The 19,162-nt window shown below is 59.4% G+C and carries 20 protein-coding genes and 1 tRNA gene; 15 read left to right on the top strand and 6 right to left on the bottom strand.

What is annotated here, in order from left to right; translation table 11 throughout:
• Window positions 1–93 precede the first annotated feature (93 nt).
• Genes BFL40_RS21765 through BFL40_RS21725 form a run of 9 tightly spaced genes read left to right on the top strand, consistent with a single transcriptional unit; the run spans window position 94 to window position 8,372 of the window.
• The gene (locus tag BFL40_RS21765) at window positions 94–1,053 is read left to right on the top strand and encodes a YbgA family protein (RefSeq protein ID WP_071485866.1); all 960 of its coding nucleotides are present in this window, start codon (window positions 94–96) and stop codon (window positions 1,051–1,053) included.
• Between the two features lie 17 nt (window positions 1,054–1,070).
• A complete protein-coding gene (locus BFL40_RS21760) occupies window positions 1,071–2,000 on the top strand; it encodes a MerR family transcriptional regulator (RefSeq protein WP_071485865.1) in 930 nt (309 codons plus the stop codon).
• A complete protein-coding gene (gene phrB, locus BFL40_RS21755) occupies window positions 2,001–3,446 on the top strand; it encodes a deoxyribodipyrimidine photo-lyase (protein WP_071485864.1) in 1,446 nt (481 codons plus the stop codon). It begins immediately after the preceding gene.
• Window positions 3,439–4,221: an SDR family NAD(P)-dependent oxidoreductase gene (locus BFL40_RS21750; protein WP_071485863.1), complete on the top strand. Its 783-nt coding sequence runs from the start codon at window positions 3,439–3,441 to the stop codon at window positions 4,219–4,221. Before phrB ends, BFL40_RS21750 begins: the two co-directional genes overlap by 8 nt.
• Complete coding sequence (locus BFL40_RS21745) at window positions 4,218–5,465, top strand: NAD(P)/FAD-dependent oxidoreductase (protein WP_071485862.1); 1,248 nt, start codon at window positions 4,218–4,220, stop codon at window positions 5,463–5,465. Before BFL40_RS21750 ends, BFL40_RS21745 begins: the two co-directional genes overlap by 4 nt.
• On the top strand, window positions 5,462–6,271 hold the full coding sequence (locus BFL40_RS21740) for a DUF1365 domain-containing protein (protein WP_071485861.1): 810 nt from the start codon (window positions 5,462–5,464) through the stop codon (window positions 6,269–6,271). The genes BFL40_RS21745 and BFL40_RS21740 overlap by 4 nt, the downstream gene beginning before the upstream one ends.
• Window positions 6,258–7,529, top strand: coding sequence for an SAM-dependent methyltransferase (locus BFL40_RS21735; protein WP_071485860.1), 1,272 nt, complete (start codon window positions 6,258–6,260; stop codon window positions 7,527–7,529). Before BFL40_RS21740 ends, BFL40_RS21735 begins: the two co-directional genes overlap by 14 nt.
• Complete coding sequence (locus tag BFL40_RS21730) at window positions 7,522–8,013, top strand: DUF2878 domain-containing protein (RefSeq protein WP_071485859.1); 492 nt, start codon at window positions 7,522–7,524, stop codon at window positions 8,011–8,013. Before BFL40_RS21735 ends, BFL40_RS21730 begins: the two co-directional genes overlap by 8 nt.
• Before the next feature lie 53 nt (window positions 8,014–8,066).
• Window positions 8,067–8,372 (top strand): YkgJ family cysteine cluster protein, encoded by a 306-nt coding sequence (locus tag BFL40_RS21725; protein WP_071485858.1) that lies wholly within the window; start codon window positions 8,067–8,069, stop codon window positions 8,370–8,372.
• 77 nt (window positions 8,373–8,449) lie between these two features.
• On the opposite strand, the gene BFL40_RS21720 is transcribed toward BFL40_RS21725, so the two are convergent.
• The 6 genes from BFL40_RS21720 to hemA all read right to left on the bottom strand — a co-directional run bounded on the left by BFL40_RS21720 (window position 8,450) and on the right by hemA (window position 13,816).
• On the bottom strand, window positions 8,450–8,968 hold the full coding sequence (locus BFL40_RS21720) for an acyloxyacyl hydrolase (protein ID WP_071485857.1): 519 nt from the start codon (window positions 8,966–8,968) through the stop codon (window positions 8,450–8,452).
• Between the two features lie 112 nt (window positions 8,969–9,080).
• Window positions 9,081–9,875 carry a glutamate racemase gene (murI, locus tag BFL40_RS21715; protein ID WP_071485856.1) on the bottom strand — a complete coding sequence of 265 codons (795 nt, stop codon included), beginning with the start codon at window positions 9,873–9,875 and terminating at the stop codon, window positions 9,081–9,083.
• The gene (locus BFL40_RS21710) at window positions 9,868–10,623 is read right to left on the bottom strand and encodes a molybdopterin-synthase adenylyltransferase MoeB (RefSeq protein WP_071485855.1); all 756 of its coding nucleotides are present in this window, start codon (window positions 10,621–10,623) and stop codon (window positions 9,868–9,870) included. Before BFL40_RS21710 ends, murI begins: the two co-directional genes overlap by 8 nt.
• Window positions 10,617–11,447, bottom strand: a complete 831-nt coding sequence (prmC, locus tag BFL40_RS21705; RefSeq protein ID WP_071485854.1) for a peptide chain release factor N(5)-glutamine methyltransferase — start codon at window positions 11,445–11,447, stop codon at window positions 10,617–10,619. The genes BFL40_RS21710 and prmC overlap by 7 nt, the downstream gene beginning before the upstream one ends.
• Window positions 11,448–12,530: a peptide chain release factor 1 gene (gene prfA, locus BFL40_RS21700; protein ID WP_071485853.1), complete on the bottom strand. Its 1,083-nt coding sequence runs from the start codon at window positions 12,528–12,530 to the stop codon at window positions 11,448–11,450.
• Entirely contained in the window at window positions 12,527–13,816 is a 1,290-nt protein-coding gene (gene hemA, locus BFL40_RS21695; protein WP_071485852.1) for a glutamyl-tRNA reductase, read from the bottom strand. Before hemA ends, prfA begins: the two co-directional genes overlap by 4 nt.
• A gap of 183 nt (window positions 13,817–13,999) precedes the next feature.
• Between hemA and BFL40_RS21690 the strand changes: the two genes are divergently transcribed.
• From BFL40_RS21690 to BFL40_RS21665, 6 genes are all read left to right on the top strand, one after another.
• Complete coding sequence (locus BFL40_RS21690; RefSeq protein WP_071485851.1) at window positions 14,000–15,724, top strand: tetratricopeptide repeat protein; 1,725 nt, start codon at window positions 14,000–14,002, stop codon at window positions 15,722–15,724.
• 4 nt (window positions 15,725–15,728) lie between these two features.
• Window positions 15,729–16,346, top strand: coding sequence for a lipoprotein insertase outer membrane protein LolB (gene lolB, locus BFL40_RS21685; protein WP_071485850.1), 618 nt, complete (start codon window positions 15,729–15,731; stop codon window positions 16,344–16,346).
• A gap of 49 nt (window positions 16,347–16,395) precedes the next feature.
• A complete protein-coding gene (gene ispE / locus BFL40_RS21680; RefSeq protein ID WP_218170231.1) occupies window positions 16,396–17,199 on the top strand; it encodes a 4-(cytidine 5'-diphospho)-2-C-methyl-D-erythritol kinase in 804 nt (267 codons plus the stop codon).
• A 36-nt stretch (window positions 17,200–17,235) separates the two neighbouring features.
• Window positions 17,236–17,310: transfer RNA gene (locus tag BFL40_RS21675), tRNA-Gln, on the top strand.
• Window positions 17,311–17,355: 45 nt separating this feature from the next.
• On the top strand, window positions 17,356–18,297 hold the full coding sequence (locus BFL40_RS21670) for a ribose-phosphate pyrophosphokinase (RefSeq protein WP_003208392.1): 942 nt from the start codon (window positions 17,356–17,358) through the stop codon (window positions 18,295–18,297).
• Between the two features lie 139 nt (window positions 18,298–18,436).
• On the top strand, window positions 18,437–19,033 hold the full coding sequence (locus tag BFL40_RS21665) for a 50S ribosomal protein L25/general stress protein Ctc (protein WP_071485848.1): 597 nt from the start codon (window positions 18,437–18,439) through the stop codon (window positions 19,031–19,033).
• Window positions 19,034–19,162 lie beyond the last annotated feature (129 nt).

Raw genomic sequence — 19,162 nt, 5'->3', positions numbered from 1 at the left:
ACAAAATATTTGACTTGTACAGTATCGAACCTATGATGAGATTTAGTTGTACAAGACTTATATCTTGTACAGGAATTTCGCAGAGGTTTGCCCATGTCCAGCACCGGAAAACCGAAGATTGCCATCAGCGCCTGTCTGCTGGGCGAGAACGTGCGCTTCAACGGCGGACACAAGCAATCCCTGCTGTGCAGCCAAACCCTCACCGACTATTTCGACTTCGTACCGCTGTGCCCCGAAGTTGCCATCGGCCTGGGCATTCCCCGCGAGCCGATTCGTCTGGTCGGCGACCCTGCCCATCCGCAAGCCGTGGGCACCGTGCGCCGCGAACTCAATGTGACGCAGCCGCTGGACGACTATGGCCAGCAGATGGCCCAAGAGCACACTGACCTGTGCGGTTACATATTCATGCAGAAATCGCCGTCGTGCGGCCTGGAACGGGTCAAGGTCTACCGCGAGAACGGCACGCCCGTTGACGGCGGAGGGCGCGGTATCTACGCCCAGGCCTTTTGCGCGCGCCATCCCAACCTGCCGGTGGAAGAAGACGGCCGGCTGAATGACCCGGTGTTGCGGGAGAACTTCCTGAGCCGCGTTTTCGTCTACGCCAGTTGGCAACAACTGCTGGCTGACGGCCTCACTCGTCACCGCCTGCTAGCCTTCCACGCCCGCTACAAATACCTGCTGATGGCCCACAGCCCGGTGCATTACAAAAGCCTCGGTCACCTGCTGGGAGGCATGGGCAAGCGCGACAACCTCGACGAGTTGGCAGCCTGCTATTTCAGTGACCTGATGACCGGCCTGACAAAGTGCGCCACCCGTGGCACCCACACGAACGTACTGCAACACATCAGCGGCTACCTCAAACAAGCAATCGGCGCCGACGACAAACAGGAAATACAAACCGTCATCGGCCAGTACCGCCACGGCATCGTGCCGCTGGTAGTGCCACTCACTCTGCTCAAGCACCACTTTCGCCAACACCCGCACGGCTACATCGCACAGCAGGTCTACTTGCAGCCGCATCCGGAAAATCTCAGCCTGCGTAACGCGATCTAACCCATGAAAATCACATCATGAAAGCTGCCCTGCAAGACGAACCCGGCGAAGATATCGCCCAAGCGCTGGAAGACGGCTGGCTACCGATTCGCGAGGTGGCACGCCAGACCGGCGTCAACGCCGTGACCCTGCGCGCTTGGGAACGCCGCTACGGTTTAATCGTGCCCCAGCGCACGCCCAAAGGGCATCGGCTGTTCAGCGGCGAGCATGTACAACGTATCCACACCATCCTCACCTGGCTCAATCGCGGCGTGCCGGTCAGCCAAGTGAAAGGCTTGATCGACTCCGCTCAAACCAACCCTGATACCGTCGAAAATGAGTGGCATGCCCTGCGCCAAAATCTGGTGAACGCCATCAGCGAATTGGCCGAACGCCGGGTCGACGACGCCTTCAACCAGGCCATGGCGCTGTACCCGCCGCGCACCCTGTGCGAGCAACTGATGCTGCCGCTACTCGATGAGCTTGAACAAAAATGGCAGGGCCAGTTCGGCGCACAGATGGAGCGGGTGTTCTTCCTGTCGTGGCTGCGCAGCAAGTTCGGCGCGCGCATCTACCACAATAATCGCCAACTCCAAGGCCCCCCGCTACTGCTGGTCAACCACTCCGATTTGCCTCTGGAACCGCACCTGTGGCTCAGCGCCTGGCTGGCCAGCAGCGCCGACTGCCCGGTGGAGGTCTTCGATTGGCCGCTGCCGGTTGGCGAACTGGCCCTGGCGGTGGAACACCTGCAACCGCGCGCCGTGCTGCTGTATTCGAGCAAAGCCCTGCACCTGGCGGCCCTGCCAAAACTTCTGAACGGCGTCAGTTGCCCAACGTTGATTGCCGGACCAACGGTATGCATCCACCAGGCCGAGTTAAACGTATTAACCCGTGACATCCCTGAATTGTTCGTGGCCGAAGACCCGTTGTCGGCTCACCTGATACTGATCCAGCGTGGACTTCTTTAAATGCATTTGATCTGGCTGCGCACCGACCTGCGCCTACATGACAACACCGCCCTGGCCGCCGCAAGCCAGCGAGGCCCGGTCGCGGCCATTTACCTCATTACCCCTGAGCAATGGCTGGCCCACGATGATGCGCCCTGCAAAGTCGACTTTTGGCTACGCAACCTGCAACACCTGAGCAAAGCATTGGCTGAACTGAACATTCCCTTGTTGATTCGCACGGCCTCGACCTGGGACCAGGCACCTGCCGTACTCAGTGAGATGTGCCGTGAGCTGTCGGTGGCGTCGGTGCACGTCAACGAGGAATACGGTATCCACGAGAGCCGTCGCGATGCCGCCGTGGCCCAGGCGTTGGAAACCGACGGCGTGACGTTCCACAGCTACCTGGACCAATTGTTTTTCCAACCCGGCAGCGTGTTGACCAAAACCGGCACCTACTTCCAGGTGTTCAGCCAGTTTCGCAAGGTCTGCTATACCCGCCTGCACAGCGCCCTGCCGCGCCTGGTGGCCACGCCAAAAGCCCAGGCAATGCTGGACCTCAAAGGCGATCCTATCCCCGAACAAGTTGATGGTTTCGAGCCGCCCAACGAAACCTTGCGCGCCCTCTGGCCAGCCGGTGAAGACGAAGCCCGGCGCCGCCTCGACACCTTCGCCGACCAACAGATCAGCTACTACAAAGACGAGCGCGACTTCCCGGCCAAACCCGGTACCAGCCAGCTTTCCGCCTACCTCGCCGCCGGTGTGGTTTCGCCGCGCCAATGCCTGCACGCCGCGCTGCAAATCAACAGAGGTGAGTTCGAAAGTGGCGACATCGGCGCCATCACCTGGATCAACGAGCTGCTGTGGCGCGAGTTCTACAAACACATTCTGGTCGGCTACCCACGGGTATCCCGCCACCGTGCGTTCCGTCCCGAGACGGAAGCCGTAGCCTGGCGTCATGCCCCCAAGGACCTCGCCGCCTGGCAGCAAGCGCGTACTGGCCTGCCGATCATCGACGCGGCTATGCGCCAACTGCTGGAAACCGGCTGGATGCACAACCGCCTGCGCATGGTGGTGGCGATGTTCCTGACCAAGAACCTGCTGATCGACTGGCGCGAAGGCGAGCGCTTCTTTATGCGCCACTTGATCGACGGCGACTTGGCCGCCAACAACGGCGGCTGGCAGTGGAGTTCGTCCACCGGCACCGACTCGGCGCCGTACTTCAGGATTTTCAGCCCGCTGAGCCAGTCGGAAAAATTCGACAGCGAAGGCGTGTTTATCAAGCACTGGCTGCCGGAGCTTGCCGCGCTGAGTAAAAAGGAAGTGCATAACCCCGAAGCGGTCGGCGGCCTGTTTGGCGTGGCGGATTACCCACGCTCGATTGTCGACCTGAAAAAATCCCGCGAGCGCGCGCTAGCCGCTTTTCGCAGCCTGCCATCACGAGAAGCCATCGGAGGCCTGCATGAGTGATTTCCTGCCCCGTCGTTATTGGCTGACGGGTGCCAGCAGTGGCATCGGCGCCTCATTGGCCGTGGAGTTGCTTAACAGCGGTGCGCATGTGGCGCTCAGTTCGCGCACAAAAGGCCCGCTGGAGGCACTCGCCCAACGTTATCCGGGGCAAGTGCTGGTGGTGGCCGGCGACCTGACAGACAGCCAGACCGTGCGCGAGATCGGCGAGCATATCGGCAAGGTCTGGGGCTCGGTCGACACAGTGATCCTCAACGCCGGCACCTGTGAATATGTCGACGCAAGGCAATTTGATTCCTCGATCATCGAACATGTCGTGCGCACCAACCTGCTGGCCAGCAGTTACTGCATCGAGGCCGCACTGCCACTGTTGCGCGCCGGGCTTACCCCTCATCTGGTCGGTGTCGCCAGCGCCGTAACCTACCTGCCGATGCCGCGCGCCGAAGCCTATGGCGCCTCCAAGGCCGGGCTGCGCTACCTGTTCGAATCCCTGCGCATTAGCCTGTCGCCCGAGAACATCGACGTCACGGTGATCAGCCCGGGCTTTGTCGATACACCGCTGACCGAGCGCAATGATTTTCCGATGCCCCTGAGCTGGTCCGCCGACAAGGCAGCGCGACATATCTTCGCCAAGCTGCAAAAGCGCCCATTGGAAATTGCCTTCCCCGCACTGTTTATTGCCACCCTGTGGCCACTGTCGAAGTTGCCCAACCGTGCGCAATTGATCATCGGCAAACGCATGCTGCGCAGCCCGCCGCCGCAGAAGGACGACCTGTGAAGATCGCCATTATCGGCAGCGGCATCGCCGGGCTGACCAGCGCCTACCTGCTCAGCCGTCGCCACGACATCACCCTGTTCGAAGCGGGTGACCGCATCGGCGGGCATACCCACACGGTCAACGTGACGGTCGATGGCAAACGCTATGCGGTGGACACCGGCTTTATCGTATTCAACGACTGGACCTACCCCAACTTCATTCGCTTGCTGGGGCAGATTGGCGTGACGTTCAAACCCACCGAGATGAGTTTTTCGGTGTGCGACCAAAACGAAGGCTTCGAGTACAACGGCAACAACCTCAACAGCCTGTTTGCCCAGCGCCGCAATATTCTTTCTCCAGGGTTCTGGGGCATGTTGCGCGACATTCTGCGCTTCAATCGCCAGGCGCCCCAGGACCTGCAAGAGCAACGCATCAGCGCCGAGATGACCCTCGGTGACTACCTAGAAGCAGGGAGTTATGGCCCGCGGTTTATCCGGCATTACATCGTGCCGATGGGCGCGGCGATCTGGTCGATGTCCCTGGCGGACATGCTCGGTTTCCCGCTGCAGTTCTTTGTGCGCTTCTTCAAGAACCACGGTTTGCTGTCAGTGAATAACCGGCCGCAATGGTGCGTGATCGAAGGCGGCTCCAGCAGTTATATCGAGCCGCTGACCCGTAGCTTTCACGAACAGGTCCGCCTCAATTGCCCTGTGCATAAAGTCGAGCGCACAGGCGAAAAAGTGGTTATCCACAGCCCTGCCGGCAGCGAGACATTTGATCGCGTGGTGTTCGCCTGCCATAGCGACCAGGCCCTGGCGTTGCTGGTCGACCCGAGCCAAACCGAGCAGGAGATTCTCGGCGCCCTGCCCTACGCCGACAACGATGTGGTGCTGCACACCGACACCCGCCTGCTGCCGGACCGCAAACTGGCCTGGGCCAGCTGGAATTATCGACTGACCGGCAACGCGCAGACCCAGGCCGCTGTCACCTACGACATGAACATCCTGCAAGGCATCGACAGCGCCACCACCTTTTGCGTCAGCCTTAACCAGGCGCCAATGATCAACCCGCTGAAGATCCTCGCACGCTACACCTACGCCCACCCGCAATACAGCCTCGCAGCGGTAGCCGCCCAAGCGCGCTGGGAAGAATTGTTCGGCGCGCGCAATACCTATTATTGCGGCGCCTACTGGGCCAATGGTTTTCACGAAGACGGCGTGGTCAGCGCACTGCGCGTGGCCGAAGCCTTTGGGGAAACCCTGTGAACAGCGCCCTGTACAGCGGCTGGATTGCCCACCGCCGGTTTACGCCCAAGGCCCATGCCTTTCGCTACCGCATCGGCTTGCTGTACCTGGACTTGAGCGAACAAGACGAAGTGCTCGGGCTGTCGCCTCTGGCCGGCACAGGTCGCTTGGCGCCCTTCGGCTTTCGCCAGCAGGATTACCTGCGTGAATTTACGCGCCACGGCATGAGTTTGAGCGATGCCGTGCGCCAGGAAGTCGGCAAGGCACTGGGACATACACCCCAGGGCGTTATCTGCCTACTAACCCAGGCCCGCAGTTGGGGCCTGGCTTTTAATCCGGTGAGTTTCTTCTACTGCTTCGAGGCCGACGGACAACTGGCCGCGATCCTGTGTGAAGTGACTAATACCCCGTGGCGCGAGCGCTATCACTACGTGCTGCCGGCCCAGGCCCTTGGCGCGGGTGAGCACCAGCACTTCGCCGTGGCCAAGGCCTTTCATGTGTCGCCATTTTTGCCGCGCGACCTGGAATACCTCATGAGTTTCAGCACGCCCGCCGCCAAGCTCGGCGTGCACATGGCCGATTGGCAAGGCTCGCAAAAAGTCTTCGACGCCACCTTGAACCTGCAGAGGGAAGCGCTGAACCGTGCCAGCTTGCACCGCTACCTGTGGCGTTTTCCCTGGATGACCGCCAAGACCTGCCTCGCGATTTACTGGCAGGCCGTGCGCCTGTTGCTCAAACGCACACCGATTTTTTCCCATCAGGCCGCCGATGGCGCCTCTCGCACCGCAGTCGGGTATACCAAGGATCGCCGCCATGAAATCCCCTAGCTTATCGGTCAAGACCAACCGCCTGAATGTCAACGGCATGACCAGCGCTCTACTGCGCAAGGCCGTGTTGCGCCAACTCAGCCAACTGCGCCATGGCCAATTGGTGGTGATCGAGGACGGCGAACGCCAGGTGTTTGGTGCACGCGAAGCGCACTTGCTGGGAGAAATTCAGATACTCGACTCAGCGGTATGGGGCCTCGTGGCCGCCAACGGCTCCATTGGCGCGGGCGAGGCGTTTATCCACGGCTACTGGAGCAGCCCGGACCTGACCGCGGTGGTGCGGGTGATGGTCAGTAACCTGGATGTGCTCGACGCGATGGAAGGTGGTCTGGCCCGCCTGGCGCGACCGTTCACCCAAGGCCTGCACTGGCTCAACCGCAATACGCGCAAGGGCTCGCAGAAAAACATCGCAGCCCATTACGACTTGGGTAACGACCTGTTCGAAGAATTTCTCGACCCGACCATGATGTATTCGGCGGCGCAGTTCCTCACCACCGATGACACCCTTGAACAGGCGCAACTGAACAAACTGGAACGCATCTGCCAGAAACTGGCGCTCAAGCCCACTGACCACTTGCTGGAAATCGGTACCGGTTGGGGCAGCATGGCGCTGTATGCGGCGCAGCATTATGGCTGCAAGGTCACCACTACAACCCTCTCCAAAGAGCAGTTTGCCTACACCGAAAAACGCATTGAGGCCTTGGGTCTGAAGGACCAAGTAACCCTGTTGCTGCAGGATTACCGCGACCTCACCGGCCAGTACGACAAGCTGGTGTCCATAGAGATGATCGAAGCCGTGGGCCATCGCTTCCTGCCGACCTACTTCAAGCAGTGCGCGCACTTGCTCAAGAGCGACGGCCTGATGTTGCTGCAAGCCATCACTATTCGTGAACAACGCTTCGAACAGGCCAAGCACAGCGTCGACTTCATCCAGCGCTACATCTTCCCCGGCGGCGCCCTGCCTTGTGTGCAGAACATGCTGCAAATTGTCAGCCGCGACACCGACATGAACCTGCTGCACATGGAGGATTTCGGCCTGCACTACGCGCGCACCCTGCGTCTGTGGCACGAGAACTTCCGCCGCGCCCATGGCCGCCTCGCAGAGTTGGGCTACGATGAGTACTTCCTGCGTTTATGGGAGTTCTACTTGTGCTACTGCGAAGGTGGGTTTATGGAGCGAACGATTGGTACCGCGCAGTTACTGTTGGCTAAACCGTCAGCGATCAACCCGCCATTGCTCGGGCGCTTCAGTGCTTAAACCGTTGGTGAATGGCGCGCTGTTCCAGTGTGGCTGGTTTGCCTGTGTGCTGGGCGGTGACAGCCGTTGGTTGCTCCTGGGCTTCGCGGTGCTGGCCATCCATTTGCTGTGGACCAGTTCATGGTCCGAGGAAGGCCAAGTAATCCTCGCCGTGACGCTGCTGGGCACCGTCATTGATACGTCGTTGCGCACTTTTGGCGTGTTTCACTTCAGCCAGCCTGGGCCGCTGATTCCTTTTTGGCTGGTGCTGCTATGGGCATTGTTGGCGACCACGTTGCGCCATTGCCTGGCCTGGAGCGCGCACCCCTGGTGGCGCTCCAGTTTGATCGGCGCGGTAGCCGGGCCTTTGTCTTATTACGCAGGCAGCCAATTAGCCGGCGTCAGTTTCGGGTACAGCACGGTGTCGACGGTGATCGGCCTGGCGCTGCTCTGGGCGATGCTATTTCCCGTGCTGCACTGGGTCGCCCGACAACTGGGGCACTGACGCCCGTCAGAGCGTTCACACGTACTTCACGTGCTGCCTTACACTGCGCGCCTATGACAAGCATCCCTCTGACTCAAATCCCCGAACCCGCCGTCACCTGCTCGACGTGCGCGGCCTGTTGTTGTCAGCTGGAAGTCATGCTGATTACCGACACCGGCGTGCCGGAGCGTTACATCGATACTGACGATTGGGGCGGCGAGGTGATGTTGCGCCTGGATGACGGTTGGTGCGCGGCGCTGGATCGGGACACGATGATGTGCACGATTTATGAGCGACGGCCGCTGATTTGTCGGGAGTTTGAGATGGGGGCGCCGGAGTGCATTGAAGAGCGCCAGGGAATTGCGACGGCGTATCGCTGATAGCGAATACAGCGATAGTCATCTGTGGGAGCCGGGCAAGCCCGGCTCCCACATTTGCTCTACATTATTCTGAAGATTTACAGCGCCAGGGTGTAGTGCAACGAGTAGCTCTCTACCCCGTCGTTATTGCTGCTGATACCTGCGTTGGAATAGTGGGTAGCGCGAATGCCCACTTCATGCCCACCGGCAAAGCGCAAACCAAAGCCCAGGCGGTCCTCGAACTGGAAGGCCTGTCCAATATTGTTGTCCTCGACCCGCGTTCGCGAAAACACCGCCACGCCAACCCCGGCTTCGATGTAAGGTTTGACCGACTCCCCGGCAAACTCATACACAAACACCGGCGAGAACGACAGGCTGCTGACGCTGGCGCGCTTGTCCCCGTCCCAGTAGGTGTAAGCACCGCTCCAATAGCCAGTCAGTCGGCCAACATCGCTCTGCCACCAACTCTTATCCCAATCCGACGTCAGCCCCAGCCGATAGGTCATGGTTGAATCGCGGGTGCTCCCCACCCCAAATTCCAGGCCGGCGGCCTGGGCCGAAACAGAGTGTCCTACCACGACGGCCGCAATCGCAGCCAAACAGAACAAGCGCTTCATAAGAAACAATCCTTTGAGAACGAAGTTATATGGTTTTTGTGTAGGCTAACTCGCTATAGAAGCTGGCATGTAGACAGAAGTTCAGCTTCTAACCCCGGTGTTTCACGACTTTTTACTCGTCGAAGCTTCGCACAACGCCGGGGTGTTTCCATAGTGTCGGTAGGATATTTCTTAGGTGATCGGCATCGCCGCTGGTCCAGAACTGCGCAGGGTCAGGGTTGCCGGTGGCCAACAGTTCACGCTCGCCCAACAAGCGCTTGAGCTGACGCGCCACTGCGGCGCCGGTGTCGATCAGGATGATGCTCGGGGGAAGCATCTGCGCCAGGAGCGGCTTGAGAAAGGGGTAATGGGTGCAGCCAAGAATAATGGTGTCACAACCGGCGCTGAGCAACGGCTCGATATAGCCTTGCAACATCTGGCGCAGCGTAGAGCTGCCGAGGTCGCCGGTTTCAATCAACTCCACCAGGCCAGGGCATGGCTGGGTAACGACACGAACGTCGGTGGCGAAGCGGTCGAGCAAGGCAGCAAATTTGGCACTTTGCAGGGTGCCGGTGGTGGCGAGTACGCCGACCACACCACTGCGGGTAGCGGCGGCGGCCGGTTTGACCGCAGGCTCCATGCCTACCAGCGGCCAGTCGGGGTAGTCCTGGCGCAAATCCGCTACGGCTGCGACGGTCGCGGTGTTACAGGCAATCACAAACGCCTTGGCGCCCCGCTCACGGAAAAACGCGGCCACCAATCGGGAGCGTTCAAGAATAAATGCCGGGGTTTTCTCACCGTAGGGAATATGCCCGCAGTCGGCCACGTACAGCAGCGACTCATCTGGTAGCAACTGCTGGATTTCATCCAGCACCGACAGGCCGCCGACGCCGGAATCGAACACACCGATTGGCGCGTCCTTAACCATGCGCAGCCCCACACACGCTGCAACCCGGGTCGCGCTTGACGCGTAACTCGCGAAAACGCGTGGTCAACGCATCGATCAGCAACAGGCGGCCCACCAACGGCTCGCCGAAACCGGCCAGCAGCTTCAAGGCCTCCAGGGCTTGCAGGCTGCCGACCAGCCCCACCAGCGGACCGACCACGCCGGCTTCGCTACAGGTCAATTCGGTGTCGCTGCCATGCCCATATAAACAGTGGTAGCACGGGCTGTCGGCGCGACGCGGGTCAAACACCGACAATTGCCCTTCAAGGCGAATCGCCGCACCGCTGATCAAGGGTTTACCAGCGACGACGCAAGCGGCATTGACCGCCTCACGGGTAGAGAAGTTATCGCTGCAATCAAGCACCACATCCACCGCAGCCACTGCCGCGGCCAAGGAGTCGGCATCCAGCGCGGTGCGATGGGCGACCAACTTGACCTCAGGGTTGATGGCGGTCAGGCGACGCATGGCCGAGTCGACCTTGGTCTGCCCAACGCTGTCGGTGTCATGGATGATCTGGCGTTGCAGGTTGGTCAGGTCGACGGTATCGAAGTCGGCCAAATGCAGCTCACCCACACCAGCGGCGGCCAGGTAGAGCGCCACGGGCGCGCCCAGGCCACCGAGGCCGATGATCAATGCGCGGCCGTTTTTCAGGCGCAGCTGGCCCTCGATATCGACATGCTGCAACAGAATCTGTCGGCTATAGCGCAACAGCTCCTGATCGGTCAGCACGGGCGGTGTCCCAGGGTAATGCGTTCGTGGCCGCCGAGGTCGATGCGGCTGTGGACTTCTTCAAAGCCCTCACCCAACAACAAATCACGAACGGCCGCAGCCTGGTCGTAACCGTGCTCCAGCAACAGCCAACCACCGGGATTCAGGTGGGCCGGAGCCTGGGCAATGATCAGGCGCAGATCGTCCAGGCCATCATGGCCCGCCACCAACGCACTGGCCGGTTCAAAGCGCACATCACCCGCCACCAAGTGCGGATCGTTGTCGGCAATATACGGCGGATTGCTGATGATCAGGTCGAAGGCGTGTTCTTGCAGGGCGCTGAACCAATGGCTGTTCAACACCGTGGCGTTCTTCAAGTGCAAGCGTTGGCGATTGCGCTCGGCCAGGGCCACCGCTTCCAGTACACGGTCGACAGCCGTGACGTGCCAGGCCGGACGCTCGCTGGCCAGGGCCAAAGCAATGGCGCCGCTGCCGGTGCCCAAATCGAGGACCTTCGCCGCAGTAGCAGGCAGCAACTCGAGGGCGGCTTCCACCAGCAACTCGGTTTCCGGACGCGGGATCAGCGTGTGAGGCGCGACCTCCAGGTCCAGTTTCCAAAAGCCTTGCTGGCCGAGGATATACGCCACCGGCTCACCGGCACGGCGGCGTTGCAGGTAACCGGCAAAGGTCAGCGCATCTTCGCTGCTGACAATTTTTTCCGGCCAGGTGTGCAGGTAGCTGCGCGACTTGCCCAGGGCCGCGGCCAGTAACAACTCCACATCCAGGCGCGCGGTGGGCGAGTCAGGCAGGTCGGCGGCGCGCAGCAGGCTGGCGATAATGGTCATTTATTCACCTATCGCCGCTAATTGGTCGGCCTGGTATTCGGCGAGCAACGGCTCGATCACCGCATCCACACCCCCGGCGAGAATCTCGTCGAGGGAATAAAGGGTGAGGTTGACCCGGTGGTCGGTGACCCGGCCTTGGGCAAAGTTGTAAGTACGAATGCGCTCGGAGCGGTCGCCCGAACCCACCAGCAACTTACGCTCGCTGGCAATCGCGTTGGCAGCGGCGCTGGTCTGCTGGTCATTGAGCTTGGCCGACAGCCAGGACATGGCCCGCGCACGGTTCTTGTGCTGCGAACGCTCTTCCTGGCATTCCACCACGATGCCCGACGGCAAGTGTGTGATACGGATCGCGGAGTCAGTCTTGTTGACGTGTTGACCACCGGCGCCCGACGAGCGGTAGGTGTCGACACGCAAATCCGCCGGGTTGATCTCGATGGCTTCCTGCTCGTCCGGCTCAGGCAACACAGCCACGGTACACGCAGAGGTGTGAATACGGCCTTGGGATTCCGTCGCTGGGACCCGCTGCACGCGGTGCGCACCGGATTCGAATTTCAGCTTGCCGTAGACATTGTCGCCTTCAACCCGAGCGATGACTTCTTTATAGCCACCGTGTTCGCCTTCGTTCTCGGACAGGATCTCGACCCGCCAGCCACGCCGTTCGGCATAGCGCGAATACATGCGGAACAGGTCGCCGGAGAAAATCGCAGCCTCGTCGCCACCGGTGCCGGCGCGGATTTCGAGGAACACGTTGCGCCCGTCATTAGGATCTTTGGGCAACAGCATGCGTTGCAGGTCGCCTTCCAGCTCAACCAGTTTTTCCTTGGCTTCGCGGACTTCTTCCACGGCCATTTCACGCATGTCCGGGTCGCTGTCCTTGAGCAGCGCCTGGGCGCCTTCGAGGTCGGCCTGGGTTTTCAGCCAATGGGTGTAGGTGGCCACAATCGGCTCAACTTCCGCGTACTCCTTGGAGTAAGTGCGGAACTTGGTCTGATCGGAGATGACTTCGCCATCGCCGAGCAAGGCGGTCAGTTCTTCGAAACGGTCCTGGAGCACGTCCAGTTTATTGAGCAGTGACGCTTTCATTGCGGTTTTTTATCCGAAGAGCTATCTGACGCGCCCTCACCGAGGGCAAAGAGTTCCTGGGCCATGGCCAGCGCATCGAGGCGGCCTTCGGCAGTCAATTTTTTAAGCTGCACGCTGGGTGCATGAAGCAATTTGTTAGTCAGGCCACGCGCCAATTGCATCAGCACCTCTTCGGCGCTGCTGCCATTGGCCAGCAAACGCTGGGCCTTGGTCAATTCCTCGTCACGCAGACGTTCGCCTTGCTGACGATACGCCTTGAGCACGTCCACCGCCGCCAGTTCACGCAGGCGCACCATGAAGTCTTCGGCGCCGGTGCTGACCATTTCCTCAGCGGCCTGGGCCGCGCCCTGACGGCTCTTGAGGTTTTCGGCGACCACTTCGTGCAGATCGTCGACGCTATAGAGGTAAACGTCGTCCAACTCGCCGACTTCGGGCTCAATATCCCGGGGAACGGCGATGTCCACCATGAAGATCGGTTTGTGCTTGCGCAGCTTCAAAGCGCTTTCCACCGCGCCCTTACCGAGAATCGGCAACTGGCTGGCGGTTGAGCTGATCACGATATCGCTGCGCACCAGTTCCGCCGGAATGTCCGACAGCAGCACGGCGTGAGCACCGAACTGCTCGGCGAGGATGCTGGCACGCTCAAGCGTACGGTTGGCGACCACAATACGCTTCACACCCAGGTCGTGCAGGTGACGGGCCACCAGGGTGATGGTTTCACCCGCGCCAATCAGCAACGCCTGGCTGCGCTGTAAATCGCTGAAAATCTGTTTGGCCAGGCTCACGGCAGCAAACGCCACGGACACCGGGTTTTCACCAATGGCAGTGTCGGTGCGCACCTGCTTGGCGGAATTGAACGTGGCCTGGAACAGGCGGCCCAGCAGCGGCCCCACGGTTCCGGCCTCACGCGCCACGGCGTAGGCGGATTTCATCTGGCCGAGGATCTGCGGTTCGCCCAACACCAGCGAATCAAGCCCTGCGGCGACGCGCATCATGTGACGAACTGCCGCATCCTCTTCATGCACATACGCGCAGGCGCGCAGGTCATCGAGGCCCAAATGGTGGTAATCGGCCAGCCAGCGCAGCACCACATCCGCTGAAAGATGTTCCTGCTCTATATAAAGCTCGCTGCGATTGCAGGTCGAAAGGATCGCAGCTTCGCGGCTGTCGGTGATCCGGCAGAGCTGCTGCAAGGCCTCAACCAACTGCTCTGGCGTAAACGCCACGCGCTCGCGCACGTCTACGGAAGCAGTCTTGTGGTTAATACCGAGTGCGAGGAAGGCCATTCAATATCGCTGATGATGTCGGGAAGCCGACAATTGTCCTACTTCGAAAGATCCAGAACAACCACCGTCGTCTATTGTCCTAATGCCTTGTGTCTATTAAAGGCATCCGCTGAGTCTCGGTTATGTTTGGCCGAAGGCTTGTGTCATGATGATCCGACCGCAGGTTAGTCGTCCTCTTCCTATATGAATAGATCTTCCGCGTTGCTCCTTGCTTTTGTCTTCCTCAGCGGCTGCCAGGCCTTGGCCCCCGTGTCGCCGGACGGTACGCCGCCGGTTGAAGACAGCACTCCCGCCCCTGAAAAGCCCAAGGTTTATTCCTCGTTCAGTGAAGAAACGATCTACAGCCTGCTGACGGCGGAACTGGCCGGCCAGCGCAATCGTTTCGATATTGCCCTGGATAACTATGTGACCCAGGCTATCAACACCCAGGACCCTGGCATCTCCGAGCGCGCGTTTCGCATCGCCGAGTACCTGGGAGCCGATCAGGCCGCGCTGGACACCTCGTTGATTTGGGCGAAAAACGCGCCGAGCGATCTCGAAGCTCAACGCGCGGCAGCCGTTCAATTGGCACGCGCCGGGCGCTATGACGACTCCATGATCTATATGGAGAAAGTCCTGCAGGGCAAAGGCGACACGCATTTCGACTTCCTCGCGCTGTCGGCTGCCGACACCGACCAGGACACGCGCAATGGCCTGATGAAGAGCTTCGACCGTCTGCTGCAAAAGCACCCGAAGAATAGCCAGCTTATTTTCGGCAAGGCGCTGCTGCTGCAACAGGATGATGAAGCGGATGCCGCACTGAAACTGCTGGAGCAGAACCCGCCGGAAGACGGCGAAATCGCCCCGATTTTGCTGCGCGCACGCCTGCTGCAGAACCTCAACCGCGGCAAGGAAGCCATTCCGCTGCTGGAAAAAAACATCAAGAAGTACCCGGACGACAAGCGCCTGCGCCTGACTTATGCACGGACGCTGGTTGAGCAGGACCGCATGGAGGACGCCAAAGTGCAGTTCGCCAACCTGGTCCAGCAATACCCGGACGACGACGAATTGCGCTACTCCCTGGCACTGGTGTGCCTGGAAGCCAAGGCCTGGGACGAGGCCAAGGGCTATCTTGAAGAACTCATCCAACGCGAAAGCCATGTGGATTCGGCGCACCTGAACCTTGGGCGTATTGCCGAAGAACGCAACGACCCACAAGCCGCCCTGCTCGAGTACGCCCAGGTTGGCCCCGGCAACGACTACCTGCCGGCCCAACTGCGCCAGGCCGATATCCTGATGAGCAATGGCCGCACCGACGAAGCGGAAAAGCGTCTCGCTGCTGCGCGAGATGCCGAACCGGACTACGCCATCCAGCTCTACCTGATCCAGGCCGAGACGTTGTCGGCCAACAAACAAGGCGAGCGTGCCTGGAAGTTGCTGCAACAAGCCTTGCTGCAATACCCCGACGATTTGAACCTGCTGTACACCCGCGCCATGCTGGCGGAAAAACGCAATGACTTGGCACAGATGGAAAAAGACCTGCGCCTGATCATCAAGCGCGACCCGGACAACGCCATGGCACTTAATGCCCTGGGTTACACCTTGTCCGACCGCACCACGCGTTACGCAGAAGCCAAAGTGCTGATCGAGCAAGCGCACAAGCTCAATCCCGAAGACCCTGCCGTTCTCGACAGCCTGGGTTGGGTGAATTACCGCTTGGGCAACCTGGACGAAGCTGAACGCTTGCTGCGCCAGGCACTGGAGCGCTTCCCAGACCAGGAAGTCGCCGCACACCTGGGCGAAGTGCTCTGGGCCAATGGCAAACAACGCGAAGCACGACAAATCTGGGAAAAATTCCTCAAGGAACAACCCGAAAGCCCCATCCTGCGCGGCACCATCAAGCGCCTGACCGGATCCGAGACCCTTTAAGCTTATGTTCTTGCGCCACGTTGTAGTGTTCAGTTTCATCGCCCTGCTCGCCGGTTGCGCGGGCGTAGGCAGCCGCGAATCCGTTGAAGGCCAGGGCAACCCGGCGCAATGGAAACAGCATAAGGACCAGCTCAGCAGCATTGATGGCTGGCAGATTGAAGGCAAGGTCGGGGTTCGCGCGCCAAAAGATTCCGGCAGCGGCACGCTGTTCTGGCTGCAACGCCAGGACTATTACGACATTCGTCTCTCGGGCCCGTTGGGCCGAGGCGCTGCACGCCTGACGGGCCGACCAGGGCAAGTTAGCCTGGAAGTGGCCAACCAAGGTCGCTATGAAGCGGCAACGCCGGAAGCCTTGCTGGAAGAACAAATCGGCTGGAAGCTGCCCGTGTCGCACTTGGTTTGGTGGGTGCGCGGTTTGCCTGCACCTGACAGCAAGAGCCGCCTGAGCCTCAACGGCGACAGCCGCCTGGCCAGCCTGGAGCAGGATGGTTGGCAGGTCGAGTATTTGAGCTACGTGCAACAAAGCGGTTATTGGCTGCCCGAGCGCATCAAGCTGCACGGCACCGACCTTGATGTCACGCTGGTGATCAAGGACTGGCAACCGCGCAAGCTGGGGCAATAACGTGACCGTACAAAAGCTGACCCTACCCTCCCCCGCCAAACTCAATTTGATGCTGCACATTCTGGGTCGCCGTGAAGACGGCTACCACGAGCTGCAGACGCTGTTTCAATTTCTCGACTACGGCGATGAGTTGACCTTCGCCGTGCGCGACGATGGCGTGATCCACCTGCATACCGAATTCGAAGGCGTGCCCCACGACAGCAATTTGATCGTGAAGGCAGCAAAAAAACTTCAAGAGCAGTCCGGCTGCCCACTCGGCATCGACATCTGGATCGATAAAATCTTGCCCATGGGCGGGGGTATCGGTGGCGGAAGCTCAAATGCGGCGACAACACTGTTGGGGCTCAATCATTTGTGGCAACTGGGCTGGGACCACGATCGCCTGGCCGCGCTGGGGCTTACGCTAGGCGCCGACGTCCCGGTTTTCGTGCGTGGCCAGGCGGCTTTTGCCGAAGGCGTTGGGGAGAAACTCACCCCCGAATACCCCGAAGAGCCGTGGTATGTCGTGCTTGTTCCGCAAGTATCTGTAAGTACAGCAGAAATTTTTTCAGATCCACTGTTGACACGTAACTCTCCTCCCATTAAAGTGCGCCCCGTTCCCAAGGGAAACAGTCGAAATGACTGCTTACCGGTTGTAGCAAGGCGTTATCCAGAGGTACGTAACGCTTTGAATTTGTTAGGTAAATTTACCGAAGCAAAATTAACCGGAACTGGAAGTTGTGTGTTTGGGGGCTTCCCAAGCAAAGCTGAAGCTGATAAAGTCTCGGCCCTTCTTACAGAGACCCTTACAGGGTTTGTAGCAAAGGGAAGCAACGTTTCGATGTTGCATCGCAAGCTGCAAAGTCTGCTCTAAAGGAACCGAGTACTGGGTACTCGTTGCAACAGATACAGGGGCGTCGCCAAGCGGTAAGGCAGCAGGTTTTGATCCTGCCATGCGTTGGTTCGAATCCAGCCGCCCCTGCCATTTTCTATACTCATCCAGGTTACCCTCAGCCTCTAGGTACTGCGCGTGTCCAAGATGATGGTCTTTACGGGGAATGCTAACCCCGATCTGGCTCGACGTGTCGTACGTCAGCTGCATATCCCTCTCGGTGACATCTCTGTCGGTAAATTCTCCGACGGCGAAATTACAGCCGAGATCAATGAAAACGTTCGCGGTAAAGACGTCTTCATTATTCAGCCGACTTGCGCTCCGACCAACGATAACCTGATGGAACTCGTCGTGATGGCTGATGCCTTCCGCCGCTCCTCAGCGACTCGAATCACAGCTGTAATCCCTTACTTTGGTTATGCCCGTCAGGATCGCCGTCCGCGTTCCGCACGTGTAGCTATCAGCGCGAAAGTCGTTGCTGACATGCTGACCGTGGTAGGCATCGACCGTGTTCTCACGGTTGACCTGCACGCTGACCAAATCCAGGGATTCTTCGATATTCCGGTAGATAACATCTACGGCTCCCCCGTTCTGGTGGATGACATCGAAGACCAGCGCTTTGAAAACCTGATGATCGTGTCCCCGGACATTGGTGGCGTCGTGCGTGCACGGGCTGTTGCCAAATCCTTGGGCGTGGACCTCGGGATTATCGACAAACGCCGTGAAAAAGCTAATCACTCTGAAGTGATGCATATCATCGGTGATGTCGAAGGGCGTACCTGTATTCTGGTTGATGACATGGTCGACACCGCCGGCACCCTGTGCCACGCGGCGAAAGCCTTGAAAGAGCACGGTGCGGCAAAAGTCTTCGCCTACTGCACACACCCTGTGCTGTCGGGCCGAGCGATCGAGAACATCGAGAACTCCATGCTGGACGAACTGGTGGTGACTAACACCATCCCGTTGTCCGCAGCAGCTCAAGCCTGTTCGCGTATCCGTCAACTGGATATCGCACCGGTAGTTGCCGAGGCGGTTCGCCGCATCAGCAATGAAGAATCGATCAGCGCGATGTTCCGTTAAGGGTCAAACCTTACGAAACACCTCACTGACGAAAAGCGCCCCGCCCCAACATTCTGTTGGGGCGGGGCTTTTTTGCCCATATCGCCTTTAGCGCTGGTCGCAAACGCTAGGGCGAATGTGGTTATTTTGGAGATACAACATGAACGATTTTACCCTGAATGCTGAAGCGCGTTCCGACCTGGGGAAAGGTGCGAGCCGCCGCCTGCGTCGTCTCGCAAGCCTGGTTCCAGCTGTAGTTTACGGTGGCGAAAAAGCCCCTGAATCCATCAGCATGCTGGCCAAAGAAATCGCCAAACTGCTCGAAAACGAAGCTGCTTACAGCCACGTTATCGAACTGAATGTTGGCGGCACCAAGCAAAACGTAATCATCAAAGCTCTGCAACGTCACCCGGCCAAAGGCCACGTGCTGCACGCTGACTTTGTACGCGTTGTTGCTGGTCAGAAACTGACCGCGATCGTTCCAGTGCACTTCGTTGGTGAAGCTGCTCCGATCAAGAAAGGCGGCGAAATCTCGCACGTTGTTGCTGAGATCGAAGTTTCCTGCCTGCCAAAAGACCTGCCTGAGTTCATCGAAGTCGATCTGGCTAACGCTGAAATCGGCGACATCATCCACCTGTCCGACCTCAAAGCCCCTAAAGGCGTTGAGTTTGTCGCACTGGCTCACGGTGATGACAAAGCTGTTGCCAACGTTCACGCTCCACGCGTTGCTCCAGAAGCTGAAGGCGCTGCAGAGTAATTCACTCTGTAATGCCGGAGCTTGAGGAAACATCGCGGACCGAAACGTAGCGAGAAAGCGGGCGAGAATGCGGCGTTTACCTTTGAGTAAATGAGTTCTATCGTCCACTTTCGCCGCACGCTGGTTTGG

Source organism: Pseudomonas costantinii, assembly GCF_001870435.1.
Taxonomy (GTDB): domain Bacteria; phylum Pseudomonadota; class Gammaproteobacteria; order Pseudomonadales; family Pseudomonadaceae; genus Aquipseudomonas; species Aquipseudomonas costantinii.
The sequence above is the reverse complement of the archived record's forward strand: the minus strand, read 5'-3'. Positions and strand labels throughout refer to the sequence as shown.

Excerpts from the sequence above, each read along its gene's own strand:
- BFL40_RS21765 (WP_071485866.1), top strand. The coding sequence starts at position 94 with ATGTCCAGCACCGGAAAACCGAAGATTGCCATCAGCGCCTGTCTGCTG.
- BFL40_RS21760 (WP_071485865.1), top strand. The coding sequence starts at position 1,071 with ATGAAAGCTGCCCTGCAAGACGAACCCGGCGAAGATATCGCCCAAGCG.
- phrB (WP_071485864.1), top strand. The coding sequence starts at position 2,001 with ATGCATTTGATCTGGCTGCGCACCGACCTGCGCCTACATGACAACACC.
- BFL40_RS21750 (WP_071485863.1), top strand. The coding sequence starts at position 3,439 with ATGAGTGATTTCCTGCCCCGTCGTTATTGGCTGACGGGTGCCAGCAGT.
- BFL40_RS21735 (WP_071485860.1), top strand. The coding sequence starts at position 6,258 with ATGAAATCCCCTAGCTTATCGGTCAAGACCAACCGCCTGAATGTCAAC.
- BFL40_RS21725 (WP_071485858.1), top strand. The coding sequence starts at position 8,067 with ATGACAAGCATCCCTCTGACTCAAATCCCCGAACCCGCCGTCACCTGC.
- BFL40_RS21720 (WP_071485857.1), bottom strand. The coding sequence starts at position 8,968 with ATGAAGCGCTTGTTCTGTTTGGCTGCGATTGCGGCCGTCGTGGTAGGA.
- murI (WP_071485856.1), bottom strand. The coding sequence starts at position 9,875 with ATGGTTAAGGACGCGCCAATCGGTGTGTTCGATTCCGGCGTCGGCGGC.
- prmC (WP_071485854.1), bottom strand. The coding sequence starts at position 11,447 with ATGACCATTATCGCCAGCCTGCTGCGCGCCGCCGACCTGCCTGACTCG.
- prfA (WP_071485853.1), bottom strand. The coding sequence starts at position 12,530 with ATGAAAGCGTCACTGCTCAATAAACTGGACGTGCTCCAGGACCGTTTC.
- hemA (WP_071485852.1), bottom strand. The coding sequence starts at position 13,816 with ATGGCCTTCCTCGCACTCGGTATTAACCACAAGACTGCTTCCGTAGAC.
- BFL40_RS21690 (WP_071485851.1), top strand. The coding sequence starts at position 14,000 with ATGAATAGATCTTCCGCGTTGCTCCTTGCTTTTGTCTTCCTCAGCGGC.
- lolB (WP_071485850.1), top strand. The coding sequence starts at position 15,729 with ATGTTCTTGCGCCACGTTGTAGTGTTCAGTTTCATCGCCCTGCTCGCC.
- ispE (WP_218170231.1), top strand. The coding sequence starts at position 16,396 with ATGCTGCACATTCTGGGTCGCCGTGAAGACGGCTACCACGAGCTGCAG.
- BFL40_RS21665 (WP_071485848.1), top strand. The coding sequence starts at position 18,437 with ATGAACGATTTTACCCTGAATGCTGAAGCGCGTTCCGACCTGGGGAAA.